Origin of the sequence: Mesorhizobium carmichaelinearum (assembly GCF_900199455.1) — a bacterium.
Lineage (GTDB): Bacteria > Pseudomonadota > Alphaproteobacteria > Rhizobiales > Rhizobiaceae > Mesorhizobium > Mesorhizobium carmichaelinearum.
On sequence record NZ_FZQR01000004.1, the window covers coordinates 28,876 to 42,167 of the forward strand.

Sequence of the window (13,292 nt, forward strand, 5' to 3'; positions counted from 1 at the left end):
GAAGCGTCTCATCCTTCCGGCACAGAACTGGGTCTCCAATGCAATGAGCAAAGGAGCCTCAAGATGAATGCCCTCACCCCAGCCGTCTCGACGGGACCGCTGCCTGCCTCACGGAAAATCCACAAGTCCGGCGTCCTCCATCCGCACATCAAGGTGCCGATGCGCGAAATCTCCGTCCATCCGACGGCGGGCGAACCGCCCGTCACCGTCTACGATCCGTCCGGCCCCTATACGGACCCGACTGTCGAAACCAGCATCGAAAATGGCCTCGCCCGGCTTCGCCACGAATGGATTACGGCACGCGGCGATGTCGAGGCCTATGACGGCCGCCATGTCCGGCCCGAAGACAATGGATTCGCCGTGGGCGAGCGCCTGACGCCGGAATTTCCGGTCCGCAACCGGCCGCTCAGGGCCAAGGCTGGCAAGGCAGTGACCCAGCTTGCCTACGCGCGCGCCGGCATCATCACGCCCGAAATGGAGTTCGTCGCCATCCGCGAGAACCTTGGACGCGAGATCATGCGCGGCAAGCTGCCGCGCGACGGTGAAAGCTTCGGCGCGGCTATTCCCGATTTCGTCACACCCGAATTCGTTCGCGAGGAGGTAGCGCGCGGACGGGCAATCATTCCCGCCAACATCAACCACCCAGAGAGTGAGCCGATGATCATCGGTCGTAATTTTCTGGTGAAGATCAACGCCAATATCGGTAACTCGGCGGTCACCTCATCGATGGCCGAAGAGGTCGAAAAGATGGTCTGGGCGATCCGGTGGGGCGCCGACACGGTGATGGATCTGTCGACCGGCCGCAACATCCACAACATCCGCGACTGGATCGTTCGCAATGCGCCGGTGCCGATCGGCACGGTGCCACTCTATCAGGCGCTCGAGAAGGTCGGCGGCATTGCCGAGGACCTGACCTGGGAGGTGTACCGTGACACGCTGATCGAACAGGCCGAACAAGGCGTCGACTATTTCACCATCCACGCCGGCGTGCGGCTGCACTACATCCCGCTGACCGTTGGCCGGGTCACAGGCATCGTGTCTCGCGGCGGCTCGATCATGGCCAAATGGTGCCTGCACCATCACCGGGAAAGCTTTCTCTATGAGCATTTCGCGGAGATCTGTGACATCTGCCGCGCCTATGACGTGTCCTTCTCGCTCGGCGACGGCCTTCGTCCCGGCTCGATCGCCGATGCCAACGACGCGGCGCAATTCGCCGAGCTGGAAACGCTCGGCGAGTTGACGCAGATCGCCTGGGCAAAGGACTGCCAGGTGATGATCGAGGGCCCCGGCCACGTGCCGATGCACAAGATCAAGGAGAACATGGACAAGCAGCTCGCTGTCTGCGGCGAGGCGCCCTTCTATACGCTTGGACCGCTGACGACCGACATCGCGCCGGGCTATGACCACATCACCTCCGGCATCGGTGCTGCCATGATCGGCTGGTTCGGCACCGCCATGCTCTGCTACGTCACGCCGAAGGAGCATCTCGGCCTTCCCGATCGCAACGACGTCAAGATCGGCGTGATCACCTACAAGATCGCCGCCCATGCCGCCGATCTGGCGAAGGGCCATCCGGCAGCAAAAGTCAGGGATGATGCCCTTTCCCGCGCGCGCTTCGAGTTCCGCTGGGAGGACCAGTTCAACCTCTCGCTCGATCCCGAAACCGCGCGGTCTTTCCACGACCAGACCTTGCCCAAGGAGGCGCATAAGGTGGCACATTTCTGCTCGATGTGCGGACCAAAATTCTGCTCCATGCGTATCTCCCAGGACATCCGCGCCGAGGCACAGAAAGAGGGCATGGCGGCGATGGCGGCGAAATACCGCGAGGGTGGCGATCTCTACATGCCGGCTGACAAGACCGGCGTACCGCTCATGCCAGAGGTGCCGGAGCCGTCATGAGGGTTCTGGTCAAAGGGGCTGGCGTCGCCGGCCTCACCGCCGCCTTCGAACTCGCGATCCGAGGCGCGGCGGTGACCGTGGTCGAGACCCGGCATGGCCTCGGTGGCAATGCATCGTGGTTTGCCGGCGGCATGCTGGCGCCATGGTGTGAGCGAGAAAGCGCCGAGCAGCCGGTGCTGGATATCGGACGCGACACCGCTGACTGGTGGGATGCGGTGCTGCCGGGTCAGGTGACACGGGCCGGAACGCTGGTCGTGGCCGCCCCGCGTGATGCTGGCGAGCTCGACCGGTTCGCCAGTCGCACGTCGGGGCATCGGCGTGTCGATGAAGACGAAATTGCGCTCCTGGAGCCCGACCTCGCCGGCCGCTTCCGGCGCGGATTGCTGTTTCCCGATGAGGCTCATCTCGACCCGCGCCAGGCGATGGCAGCACTTCATGGCAAGCTCGTGGCCATGGGCGTCGAATTCCGCTTCGGGGCCGACGCCCAGCCTGTTTCCGGTTTCGAATGGCAGATCGACTGCACGGGAATGGCAGCAGCCGATGACCGGCTGCGCGGCGTTCGCGGCGAAATGCTGATCCTGCGCACCCCTGACATCTCGCTGTCGCGCCCGGTCCGGCTGCTGCATCCGCGCCTTCCGCTTTATGCGGTGCCGCGCACTGACCAGCGTTTCATGATCGGCGCAACGATGATTGAAAGCCAGTCCGCCGGACCGGTCACGGCGCGTTCCATGATGGAGCTGTTGGGTGCTGCCTATGCCCTCCACCAGGCCTTTGGCGAAGCCGAGGTCGTTGAAACCGGTGTCGGCGTTCGTCCGGCCTTTCCCGATAATCTGCCGCGCGTCGAAACGAGCGGAGACATCGTTGCAATCAATGGGCTTTACCGCCATGGCTTTCTTCTCGCCCCCGCCATGGCGCGCCAGGCTGCCGGCCTGGTTTTCAGCCAAGACAGAACCAGGGAGCTTGCTCATGAAACTGACCGTCAACGGCGAAGCGCATGAGGTTGCAGCCGCCACACTGGCCGACCTGCTTGCCGCGCTCGACTATGAGGGCGATTGGCTGGCAACGGCCGTCAACAGCGATCTCGTGCACAAAGCCAAGCGGGCGGAGTTCCGGTTGAGCGATGGCGACCGGATCGAAATCCTCTCGCCCATGCAGGGCGGCTAGACCATGTTCGAGCTTTATGGAACCGCGCTTCCGTCGCGCCTGCTTCTCGGCACTGCTCAATACCCTTCGCCGGCCATCCTTGCCGATGCCGTCAAGGCGTCGGGCACGTCGGTGGTGACCGTCTCGTTGCGCCGTGAAATGGCAGGCGGCAGGGCTGGCGAACAATTCTGGTCGTTGATCCGCTCGCTGGGTGTAAAAATCCTGCCCAACACTGCCGGCTGCCACTCCGTCAAGGAAGCTGTCACGACCGCGAAAATGGCGCGCGAAGTCTTCGGTACTGGCTGGATCAAGCTCGAAGTGATCGGCAACCACGACACGCTGCAGCCGGACGTGTTCGGCCTGGTCGAAGCTGCCCGTATCCTGTGTGAGGACGGTTTTACGGTATTTCCCTATACCACCGACGATCTTGTCGTCGCCGAGCGGCTGCTGGAGGCGGGCTGCAAGGTCTTGATGCCATGGTGCGCGCCGATCGGCTCCGCCCTCGGACCTGTCAACATCATGGCGCTGCGTTCGATGCGCGGACATTTTCCTGGCGTCCCGCTGATTGTGGATGCAGGGCTCGGACGTCCGTCGCACGCGGTGAACGTCATGGAACTCGGCTTTGACGCTGTGCTCCTGAACACAGCGGTCGCCAAGGCGGCCGATCCGGTCGGCATGGCGCGCGCATTCGGCAAGGCGGTCGATGCCGGCCGTGAGGCCTTTTGCTCGGGCATGATCGAGCCGCGCGACGTCGCCGTGCCATCGACGCCGACGATCGGCAGGCCGGTTTTCTCATGAAGCTCGATCCCTTCTACCTGATCGTCGACAGCGCCGCCTGGATCGAACGGCTGGTGCCGCTCGGCGTCAAGCTGGTGCAGCTTCGCATCAAGACCATGGATGATGCCGGGTTGCGCGCCGAAATCAGCAAGGCGAAGGCCTTGTGCGCCGAGCAGCAATGCCAACTCATTGTCAACGACCACTGGCGGCTGGCGATCGAGGAAGGTTGCGACTTCGTGCATCTTGGCCAGGAGGATTTGCAGACCGCCGACCGCTCGCGGATACGGGCAGCCGGCGTGAGGCTCGGACTGAGCACACATGATGATATCGAACTGGAAACGGCGATGGCCGCCGAGCCTGACTATATCGCGTTGGGGCCTGTCTATCCCACGATCCTGAAGAAGATGAAATGGGCGCCGCAAGGGATAGAACGGATCCGCGAGTGGAAGCGCCGGGTCGCACCGATACCCCTGGTCGCCATAGGCGGCCTCAACCCTGACCGGCTCGACGGTGTCTTCGCCTCAGGCGGCGACAGCGCGGCGGTGGTCACCGACATCACATTGAATGCCGATCCCGAAGCGCGCACGCGGGAATGGATCGAAAAGACGGACCGATGGCGCTGAAGCGAGACCCTTATGTGCTTGTCGTCGGTGGATCGGACTCCAGCGGTGGGGCTGGAATTGCACGCGATATCGAGACGATCTCTTCCATTGGCGTGCGCACCTGCCTTGCTGTCACTGCACTAACGGTGCAGACGCACGAAGCCGTCACGGCAATCCATCATGTGCAACCCAGTCTGGTCGCAGATCAGATGCGAGCGGCGTTGCAGGCCAACCATGTGGCGGCCATCAAGATCGGCATGCTCGCAACGGCCGATATCATCACCGCCGTTGCCGCCGTGCTGCGCGAAAATCCGCAGGTGCCGGCAGTGCTCGACCCCGTGCTGGCCTCGACGTCAGGCCGGGCGCTCCTGGAAGCAGGTGCCATCGCCGCCATGAAAAGTGATCTGATGCCGCTTTGCCGTCTCGTCACACCCAATCTCGTCGAACTGGCGCTCCTTGTTGGCTCGGAACTGGCGTTGGACGAGGACGGCGCAGTGTTGCAAGGCCAGGAATTGATGGCCGCCGCAGCGCAGGCCCTGGTGATCAAGGGCGGCCACGCATCGGGGCCTCGATCAACTGACATTCTGTTGCGCTCCGATCAAGAGCCAATCCGCTTCGACACACCGCGCCTTGCCGCATCGATGCGCGGGACGGGCTGCATGCTGGCCAGCGCGATTGCGGCGCATCTGGCGAAGGCGAACCCGCTTGAAGACAGCGTGCGCGAAGGCAAGCGGCTTGTCTTCGAGAAGCTCCTGGGGAGTTTCGAATGCGAATCCAACTCTGTCGCGTAAAGGAATCCCCACCAGTGCTGCCAGGGGAAGCGTGTTCGGCCCTCAGGGTCGCTCGGCTTTTTGCCAATGTCGCAAACAGGCTTCATCAGGCCTACCGCTCCGCCCTATAGTCCGCCCGCTTTATCACTTTGGAGTCGCGGGCAATGGCAGAGTTTCCGAAAAAGGCGAAGGTCGTCATCATTGGCCTCGGCGGTATTGTCGGCGCATCGATCGCCCATCACCTGATCGAACGTGGTTGGACCGACATTGTCGGCATCGACAAGTCGGGCATTCCGACCGATATCGGCTCGACCGCGCATGCTTCCGACTTCTGCTACACGACCAGCCATGATTTCCTGTCCTGCTGGACGACGCTCTATTCCATCGATTTCTACGAGAAGATGGGCCATTACGCGCGCATCGGCGGTCTCGAGGTCGCGCGCGTCGGCGACGACAGTCGCATGGACGAGATCAAGCGCAAGATCGCCTCGGCGAAAGCTTTTGGCACACGCGCGCGCCTGATCGAACCGGCCGAGATCAAGGAGAAATTCCCACTGATCGAACAAGACATGGTTCAGGGCGGCCTGTGGGATCCGGATGCCGGCCTTGTCATCCCGCGCTCGCAGACTGTCGCCGGCAAGCTGGTCGACCAGGCGGAAGCGTCGGGTAAGCTGAAATCCTTCGCCAACACGCCGGCCAAGTCGCTCGTGGTCAAGGACGGCCGCATCAGCGCCGTGGTGACCGATCGCGGCACGATCGAGGCCGATTATGTCATCGTCTGCGCCGGCATCTGGGGCCGGCTGATCGCCGAAATGGTCGGCGAGGACCTGCCGGTCATGCCGATCGACCATCCGCTGACTTTCTTCGGGCCCTATAACGAGTTCGCCGGCACCGGCAAGGAGATCGGCTGGCCGTTGCTGCGCGATCAGGGCAACTCGGCCTATATGCGCGACACCGGCGATCCCAAGACTGCCGAGGGCGGCCAGATCGAGTGGGGCTATTACGAAGAAAACAATCCGCGCCTTTGCCATCCGCGCGATCTGCTGGAAAAGCATGAGGCACGGCTGTCGCCGTCGCAGCGTGACCTCGACATGGAGCAGATCCTGGCGCCGCTCGAGCGCGCCATGGAGCTGACGCCGATCCTGGGCGAACTCGGCTATAACGAAAGCCATTCCTTCAACGGCCTGCTGCAGGTGACCGCCGACGGTGGCCCGTCGATGGGCGAAAGCCAGAAGGTGAGGGGGCTCTGGTACGCCGTCGCCATCTGGGTCAAGGACGGCCCCGGCGTGGGCAAGCTGATCGCCGACTGGATGACCGACGGCCGCACGGCGATCGACCACCACGCCATCGACTATGCGCGCTTCTATCCGCACCAGACCAAGGAGCAGTTCATCTGGGATCGCTGCACCGAGACGGCGATGAAGGTCTATAATCCGGCGGTGCATCCGCGCGAGCCTTTCTCCAAGGGCCGCGACATCAGGCGCTCGCCGTTCTGGGAGCGCGAGAAGGAGCTCGGCGGCTACTTCATGGAGCTGGGCGGCTGGGAGCGCGCCCATGGCTACGCCGCCAACGAGCACCTGCTTGAGAAGTATGGCAACCGGGTACCCGTACGTGAGAACGAGTGGGACAACCGCCATTTCTGGCGCGTCTCCAATGCCGAGCACCTGGCGATGAGCGAGGATTGCGGCATCGTCAACCTCTCGCACTTCTCGATGTATGACGTCGAAGGGCCAGACCATGTCGCGCTGCTGGAATGGCTGTGCGCAGCCAAGATCGGCGGCGACAACAATATCGGCAAGGGCATCTACACCCACTTCCTCGACGAGGAAGGCATGGTGCGCGCCGATTTCACCGTCATCCGCATGGCCGATCGCTGCCGGGTGATCGACGGCGCCGACGCCGGCCCGCGTGACTTCCGCTACATGCAGCGCACCGCGCAGGACAAAGGCTTTGACGCCACTATCACCGATGTGACCGAGAAATACGTCACCATCGGCATCTGGGGCCCGAATGCCCGCACCACCTTGCAGAAAGTGGTCGAGAATCCCGAGGGCCTTTCGATAGAAAACTTCCCGTTCGCGGCGATCAAGCCGGTCAGGATCGGCGGCAAGGATGTCACCGCGTTCCGCATCTCCTATGTCGGCGAGCAGGGCTGGGAACTGCATATGCGCTACGAGGACGGCCTGGCCGTCTGGGACGCGCTGCGCTCGACCGGCGTCATGCCGTTCGGTGTCGAGACCTATGCCAATACGCGGCGCATGGAAAAGAGCCTGCGGCTGCAGAACGCCGACCTCTTGACCGAGTACAATCTGCTGGAAGCCGATCTCGCCCGTCCGAAGGTCAAGGAGAACGATTTCTGCGGCAAAGCCAAGCATGTCGAATACCGCGCCCGCGAGCATCAGCCTGCGACCTTGTGCACGCTGGTGATGACCGAAAACACCGATTCCAAGGGTGTGGCGCGTTATCCCGTGGGCACCATGCCGGTGCTGGATCCCGCCACCGGTGAGACGCTGGTCGACGAACTCGGCCGCCGCTCCTTCACCACATCGGTCGCCTATGGCCCGACCATCGGCAAGAACATCGCGCTTGCCTATCTGCCGCGGGCGTATGCGCAGGAAGGCCGCAAGCTCAATGTCGAGTATTTCGGTGAGACCTATCCGGTCGAAGTCGCAGGCGTCGGCTACAAGCCGCTCTACGACCCGGAGAACCTCAAGCCGCGCAGCTGAGGTTTCGGCCGGAGCAACGGACTGATCGCAAAAGCCTGGCTTCGAGCCGGGCTTTTGTCTTTTTAAGCGTGCGATTTTCGCTTACCCTTGCGGCATGTCTGCTTTCCCTTGTGCAAGACATCTCCTTTCCGGGTGCGCTGCGCTGGCGCTGATGCTCTGGCTGGCGCCTCCGTCTCGCGCGGACGAGCCGGTCGATGTCGAACTGGTGCTGGCCGTCGATGTTTCGCTGTCGATGTCGGCGGACGAGCTCGAGATCCAGCGTCATGGCTACGCGGCGGCGCTGACGCATGACAATGTGCTGCAGGCGATCGCCGATGGCGCCCATGGCAAGATCGCCGTCACCTATGTCGAATGGGCCGGCACCACATGGCAACGCGTCATCGTGCCATGGACGGTCATCGCCAACCGTGCCGATGCGGAGCGGGTGGTCGCACAATTGTCCGCCCAGCCGCCGAACAGCGCACGACGCACCTCGATCTCCGGTGCGCTGGAGTTCGGCAGCGACCTTTTCGCCGAAAGCGGCTACCAGGGGACCAAGCGGGTCATCGACATTTCGGGCGACGGACCCAACAATCAGGGCGCGCCGGTCAATCTCACCCGCGATGGCGTGGTCAGGCAAGGCATCATCATCAACGGCCTGCCGCTGATGACCCGGGGCGGCTTTTCCGGCGCCTACGACGTCAACGATCTCGACCGCTATTACAGCGACTGTGTCATCGGCGGCCCCGGCGCCTTCATGATCCCGGTCAACGACTGGACGCAATTTCCCGAAGCCATACGCCGCAAGCTGGTGCTGGAACTTGCCGGTCCGGCGTCACCGCAATGGGCGGCGGAGGAGGCGGATCATCCGCCAGTGGTGCTGGCTCAGGACAAACCCCCAGCCGACTGCCAGATCGGCGAGAAAATGTGGCGCAACCGCAGCTGGATGCTGGACAGCCGCTAGCTTGGGCTGCGGGCTGGAGCATTGGCAAACGGTCCGGACCGCGCTATCCAGCAGTGGGGGACCGCGGTCGAAACCGAGGAAATAAGAGATGAAACGCCTTGCCATCCTGACAGCTGTCGCGTCCGTGCTTTTTGCCGACGGCGCCAGCGCCCAATACAACGACCAGCCTGCCTGCGTCATGTTCGAGCACGCGAATTTTCGCGGACGATCCATCGAAATGGCGCCCAATGATTCGGTAAGTTTTCGTGGCGGTCAGTTCTGGAACGATCGTGTGTCGTCGGTGTTCGTTAGCCGCGGCTGCACGCTCATAGCCTATGAGGATACGCGGATGGGCGGCAGTTCGATTGAGATCAGCCGCAGAGCCCGCTATCTCGGAGGCGACTGGAACGATCAGATCTCGTCCGCCGAGTGCGTCTGCGACGGCTATTGACGGGCACGGCTTCTGCCCGGCTGAGCGTCGGCGACGAGGCAATCGCGGCGACCGTGCCGCCGAACACGTTCCTGTTGATTGACAAGCCGATTGGCGTCTGTGAACAATTTCCCTCAAGACAAACAAAAGGGGAACTCACATGAACCGGATCGCCGTTTTTGCCGCGACTTTGACGCTTGCCGCCAGCCTGTCCGCGCCGGTGATGGCCGCCACATCGGTCACCATCGGCATCAGCGGCTGGACCGGCTTTGCACCGCTGACGCTTGCCAAGCAGGCAGGCCTCTTCGAGAAGCACGGCCTCGACGTGACCTTGAAGAAGGTGCCTCAGGCCAGCCGTCCGCTCGCCATCGCCAGCGGCGACCTGCAATGCGCCGCCACCACCGTCGAGACTTGGCTGGTGTGGAACGCCAGCGGGGTGACCACCAAGCAGATCTTCCAGCTCGACAAATCCTATGGCGCCGACGGCATTGTCGTGCGCAACGACATCAAGTCGGTCGCCGATCTCAAGGGCAAGAGCGTCGCCTCCTCGGCGCCGGGCACGTCGCCCTATTTTCTGCTCGCCTGGGTGCTGAACAAGAACGGCATGTCGACCAAGGACGTGACGGTCGTCAATCTCGAGCCGGACGCCGCAGCGCAGGCCTTCCTTGCCGGCCAGAACGATGCCGCCGTCACCTATGAGCCGTTCATTTCGGCGGTGCGCGACAAGGCCGACCAGGGCCACATACTGGCGACCACGCTCGACTACCCGATGGTTCTCGACACGGTCGGCTGCACACCCGAATTCCTCAAGGCCAATCCGGACGCGGCCAAGGCGCTTGCCGACAGCTATTTCGAGGCGCTCGACCTGATCAAGAAAGACCCGCAGAAATCCTACGAAATCATGGGCGCTGACGTGAAGCAGTCGGCCAAGGAATTCGAGGATTCGGCGAAGTACCTGAAATGGGCCGACAAGGCCGAGAACAAGCAGTTCTTCACCAAGGAATTCCTGGACTTTTCCAAGACCGCCGGCGACTTGCTGCTGCAGATGGGGCTGATCAAGGAAGCCCCCGACGTTGCCACGCTGGCCGACACCAGCGCGGTGTCCAACTGACCGTCCGGCCTTTGCCCATCATGCGGCGGCGCCTGGCGCCGCCGTCTTCTCCTGGACAAGTGACGATCTGAAGATGGGGACGATTTGAAGATGCGCCCCTTGCATCCAGTCTCGCCGGGCCTGCGAACCGTGCTCGGCATTTCCTTCTTCGTGCTGTTCGTCGCCTTCTGGGCCTGGATCACGCTTGGCGGGCACGTCAACCGCATCTTCCTCGCCGATCCGCTGTCGATGCTGCGAGACGGCTGGCGGCTGCTGGTCGAGGATCGTTTCTGGCTCGACATACTGATCACCATCTGGCGCGTCTTCGGCGGCTTCGTGCTGGCGTCGGTCGTCGCGGTGCCGATCGGCATCGCCATGGGCGCCTGGAAGCCGGTGGAGGCATTCCTGGAACCCTTTGTCTCCTTCGCCCGCTATTTGCCGGCCTCGGCCTTCATTCCGCTGCTCATCCTGTGGGCCGGCATCGGCGAGTTGGAAAAATTGCTGGTCATCTTCGTCGGCTCGGTGTTCCAGATCATCCTGATCGTCGCCGTCAAGGTCGGGTCGACACGGCGCGACCTGGTCGAGGCCGCCTCTACGCTGGGCTCGACCAACAACGGTATCGTCAAACGGGTGATCATGCCGGCCAACGCGCCCGAAATCGCCGAGACGCTGCGGCTGGTGCTCGGCTGGGCCTGGACTTATGTCATCGTCGCCGAACTGATCGGCTCGTCGTCGGGCATCGGCTACATGATCATCAACAGCCAGTCACGGTTGGCGACCGGACAGATCATCTTCGGCATCATCGTCATCGGACTGATCGGGCTGTTGTCCGATTTTGCCTTCAAGGCCTTCAACCGCTGGCTCTTTCCATGGAGCCTGGCGTGAGCAAGCTTCTTATCGAGGGCGTCTCGCGCACCTTTGCCGGCGTGCGCGGCGGGCAGCCGGTCAAGGCGCTGATGCCGGTCGACCTGGCGGTCGCCGCCAATGATTTCATCACCATCCTGGGGCCGTCCGGTTGCGGAAAGTCGACACTGCTGAGGATCGTCGCCGGTCTCGAGGCACCGAGCGAAGGCCGCGCGCTGCTCGACGGCAAGGCGGTGACGCGGCCGGGGCCGGATCGCGGCATGGTCTTCCAGTCCTACACGCTGTTCCCGTGGCTGACGGTGGCCGAGAACGTCGCCTTCGGCCTGCGCGAACGCGGCATGGCGCAAAAAGAGCGGGACGGGCTCGTCGCTTCCTATGTCGATCTCGTCGGGCTGAAGGGGTTCGAGAACCATTGGCCGAAGCAGCTGTCCGGCGGCATGCAGCAGCGCACCGCGATCGCCCGGGCGCTCGCCAACGATCCCGAGATCCTGTTGCTGGATGAGCCGTTCGGCGCGCTCGACAACCAGACACGCGGGCTGATGCAGGAGCTTTTGCTCGGCATCTGGGAGCGGCGCAAGAAGACCGTGCTGTTCGTCACCCACGACATCGAGGAGGCGATCTTCATGGCCTCGCGGGTCATCGTGATGACGGCGCGGCCCGGCAGCATCAAGTCGGATGTCGCCATCGACCTGCCGCATCCGCGCCATTACACGCTGAAGACCAGCCCGGAATTCTCAGGCCTGAAGGCTAGGCTGACCGAAGATATCCGTGTCGAGGCGATGCGCACGGCGCAGGGGCAGCCGGCCGGGACCTGACCGGCGATCAAGCCGCCAGCAACTGCTTGCGGTCGACGCGTTCCTGCTGCGGCGAGCGGGCGTAGAGCTCGCGGTAGCATTTGGAGAAATGTGAGGCCGAGACGAAGCCGCAGGCGACAGCCACTTCGACCACCGGCATCGACGACTGGATCAGCAGATGCCGGGCGCGGTCAAGCCGGATTTCCAGATAGTAGCGGGCAGGGGATCTGCCCATCTCGGTGCGGAACAGCCGCTCGATCTGCCTGCGCGACAGGTCGACATGGTCGGCGATCTCGATCAGCGACAGCGGCTCGGAGAGATTGCCTTCCATCAGCTCGATGATGGTCAGCACTTTCGAGTTCTGCACGCCGAGGCGCGCGCGGAGCGGCAGGCGCTGGCGGTCGGTCGGGCTGCGCACGCGATCGGTCAGCACCTGTTCGCAGACACGGTTGACGAGGCTCTCGTCGAAATCGTCGCCGATCAGCTTCAACATCATGTCGAGCGCGGCGGTGCCGCCGGCGCAGGTGTAGATGTTCTGGTCGATCTCGAAGAGGTCGGCAAAGACATTGGCCTTCGGAAACGCCTCGGAAAAGCCCGGCAGGTTTTCCCAATGGATGGCGCAGCGCTTGTTGGACAAGAGGCCGGCGGCGGCCAGGATATGCGCGCCGGTGCACAGGCCGCCGACAGCGACGCCGCGATTATATTCCTCGCGCAGCCAGGCGAAGGCCGACTTGTTCTGATAGCGCTCGACATTGATGCCGCTGCAGACGATGGCCATGTTCGGCCTGTCGGGCCCGGCCATCTTCTTGCGCTCTTCCTCCAGCGAGGTGTTCACCGCGCATTCGACGCCGTTCGAGGCGCGCACCGGCTTGCCGTCGATGCTGGCCAGGCGCCAGCGATAGGCCTCGTAGCCGAGCATGCGATTGGCGGAGCGCAGCGGGTCGAGTGCGGTCGCAAAAGCGATCATCGTGAAATCGGGAACAAGGAAGAACACAAACGATCGCTTGATCGGATGCTTGACGGCGTTCACGGGAACCTCATCTGGCCATGGCGCGAACAGGATGTCGCGAATAGCATAGCGACATCAGGAAAAACCTTGGCTGTCAATTGGCTAGGCCGCCTTGGCGAGACAAAATTTGCGACATGGGTCGCAAATGGGCAATTGCTGGCCGCAATGCTCTCGGGAACATCCAGTCATGTTCCGGGGGAGCAGCATCAACTGTTCAAGCGACAGGCGAAATGTGCAAAGGCAAAACAAAAACGCCGCCGTGGCCG

Annotated in this window: 13 protein-coding genes; 12 read left to right on the plus strand and 1 reads right to left on the minus strand. The window is 63.0% G+C overall.

Features of this window, described 5'->3' with window-relative positions:
* Window positions 1-63: 63 nt before the first annotated feature.
* The 12 genes from thiC to CKW40_RS10020 all read left to right on the plus strand — a co-directional run bounded on the left by thiC (window position 64) and on the right by CKW40_RS10020 (window position 12,038).
* Window positions 64-1,899, plus strand: coding sequence for a phosphomethylpyrimidine synthase ThiC (gene thiC / locus CKW40_RS09965; RefSeq protein WP_095199779.1), 1,836 nt, complete (start codon window positions 64-66; stop codon window positions 1,897-1,899).
* On the plus strand, window positions 1,896-2,897 hold the full coding sequence (gene thiO / locus CKW40_RS09970) for a glycine oxidase ThiO (RefSeq protein WP_095199780.1): 1,002 nt from the start codon (window positions 1,896-1,898) through the stop codon (window positions 2,895-2,897). The genes thiC and thiO overlap by 4 nt, the downstream gene beginning before the upstream one ends.
* Window positions 2,866-3,063, plus strand: a complete 198-nt coding sequence (thiS, locus tag CKW40_RS09975) for a sulfur carrier protein ThiS (RefSeq protein ID WP_095199781.1) — start codon at window positions 2,866-2,868, stop codon at window positions 3,061-3,063. The genes thiO and thiS overlap by 32 nt, the downstream gene beginning before the upstream one ends.
* A 3-nt stretch (window positions 3,064-3,066) precedes the next feature.
* On the plus strand, window positions 3,067-3,840 hold the full coding sequence (locus CKW40_RS09980) for a thiazole synthase (protein WP_095199782.1): 774 nt from the start codon (window positions 3,067-3,069) through the stop codon (window positions 3,838-3,840).
* Window positions 3,837-4,442, plus strand: a complete 606-nt coding sequence (locus CKW40_RS09985; RefSeq protein ID WP_095199783.1) for a thiamine phosphate synthase — start codon at window positions 3,837-3,839, stop codon at window positions 4,440-4,442. Before CKW40_RS09980 ends, CKW40_RS09985 begins: the two co-directional genes overlap by 4 nt.
* A complete protein-coding gene (locus CKW40_RS09990) occupies window positions 4,433-5,212 on the plus strand; it encodes a hydroxymethylpyrimidine/phosphomethylpyrimidine kinase (RefSeq protein WP_095199784.1) in 780 nt (259 codons plus the stop codon). The genes CKW40_RS09985 and CKW40_RS09990 overlap by 10 nt, the downstream gene beginning before the upstream one ends.
* 143 nt (window positions 5,213-5,355) lie before the next feature.
* Window positions 5,356-7,917, plus strand: a complete 2,562-nt coding sequence (locus CKW40_RS09995) for a GcvT family protein (RefSeq protein ID WP_095199785.1) — start codon at window positions 5,356-5,358, stop codon at window positions 7,915-7,917.
* Between the two features lie 94 nt (window positions 7,918-8,011).
* A complete protein-coding gene (locus tag CKW40_RS10000; protein WP_095199786.1) occupies window positions 8,012-8,860 on the plus strand; it encodes a DUF1194 domain-containing protein in 849 nt (282 codons plus the stop codon).
* An 88-nt stretch (window positions 8,861-8,948) separates the two neighbouring features.
* On the plus strand, window positions 8,949-9,290 hold the full coding sequence (locus CKW40_RS10005; protein ID WP_095199787.1) for a peptidase inhibitor family I36 protein: 342 nt from the start codon (window positions 8,949-8,951) through the stop codon (window positions 9,288-9,290).
* Window positions 9,291-9,429: 139 nt separating this feature from the next.
* Complete coding sequence (locus CKW40_RS10010) at window positions 9,430-10,380, plus strand: ABC transporter substrate-binding protein (RefSeq protein WP_095199788.1); 951 nt, start codon at window positions 9,430-9,432, stop codon at window positions 10,378-10,380.
* Window positions 10,381-10,470: 90 nt separating this feature from the next.
* A complete protein-coding gene (locus tag CKW40_RS10015; RefSeq protein WP_095199789.1) occupies window positions 10,471-11,244 on the plus strand; it encodes an ABC transporter permease in 774 nt (257 codons plus the stop codon).
* Window positions 11,241-12,038, plus strand: a complete 798-nt coding sequence (locus CKW40_RS10020) for an ABC transporter ATP-binding protein (protein ID WP_095200253.1) — start codon at window positions 11,241-11,243, stop codon at window positions 12,036-12,038. The genes CKW40_RS10015 and CKW40_RS10020 overlap by 4 nt, the downstream gene beginning before the upstream one ends.
* A gap of 7 nt (window positions 12,039-12,045) precedes the next feature.
* Here CKW40_RS10020 and CKW40_RS10025 read toward each other — a convergent pair whose 3' ends face one another.
* A complete protein-coding gene (locus tag CKW40_RS10025) occupies window positions 12,046-12,984 on the minus strand; it encodes a GlxA family transcriptional regulator (protein WP_348647147.1) in 939 nt (312 codons plus the stop codon).
* Window positions 12,985-13,292 lie beyond the last annotated feature (308 nt).

Bases quoted from the DNA above. Each gene is read 5' to 3' on its own strand.
- thiS (WP_095199781.1), top strand. From the start codon at position 2,866: ATGAAACTGACCGTCAACGGCGAAGCGCATGAGGTTGCAGCCGCCACA.
- CKW40_RS10000 (WP_095199786.1), top strand. From the start codon at position 8,012: ATGTCTGCTTTCCCTTGTGCAAGACATCTCCTTTCCGGGTGCGCTGCG.
- CKW40_RS09995 (WP_095199785.1), top strand. From the start codon at position 5,356: ATGGCAGAGTTTCCGAAAAAGGCGAAGGTCGTCATCATTGGCCTCGGC.
- CKW40_RS09985 (WP_095199783.1), top strand. From the start codon at position 3,837: ATGAAGCTCGATCCCTTCTACCTGATCGTCGACAGCGCCGCCTGGATC.
- thiO (WP_095199780.1), top strand. From the start codon at position 1,896: ATGAGGGTTCTGGTCAAAGGGGCTGGCGTCGCCGGCCTCACCGCCGCC.
- CKW40_RS10005 (WP_095199787.1), top strand. From the start codon at position 8,949: ATGAAACGCCTTGCCATCCTGACAGCTGTCGCGTCCGTGCTTTTTGCC.
- CKW40_RS10025 (WP_348647147.1), bottom strand. From the start codon at position 12,984: ATGATCGCTTTTGCGACCGCACTCGACCCGCTGCGCTCCGCCAATCGC.
- thiC (WP_095199779.1), top strand. From the start codon at position 64: ATGAATGCCCTCACCCCAGCCGTCTCGACGGGACCGCTGCCTGCCTCA.
- CKW40_RS09990 (WP_095199784.1), top strand. From the start codon at position 4,433: ATGGCGCTGAAGCGAGACCCTTATGTGCTTGTCGTCGGTGGATCGGAC.
- CKW40_RS10010 (WP_095199788.1), top strand. From the start codon at position 9,430: ATGAACCGGATCGCCGTTTTTGCCGCGACTTTGACGCTTGCCGCCAGC.
- CKW40_RS10015 (WP_095199789.1), top strand. From the start codon at position 10,471: ATGCGCCCCTTGCATCCAGTCTCGCCGGGCCTGCGAACCGTGCTCGGC.
- CKW40_RS09980 (WP_095199782.1), top strand. From the start codon at position 3,067: ATGTTCGAGCTTTATGGAACCGCGCTTCCGTCGCGCCTGCTTCTCGGC.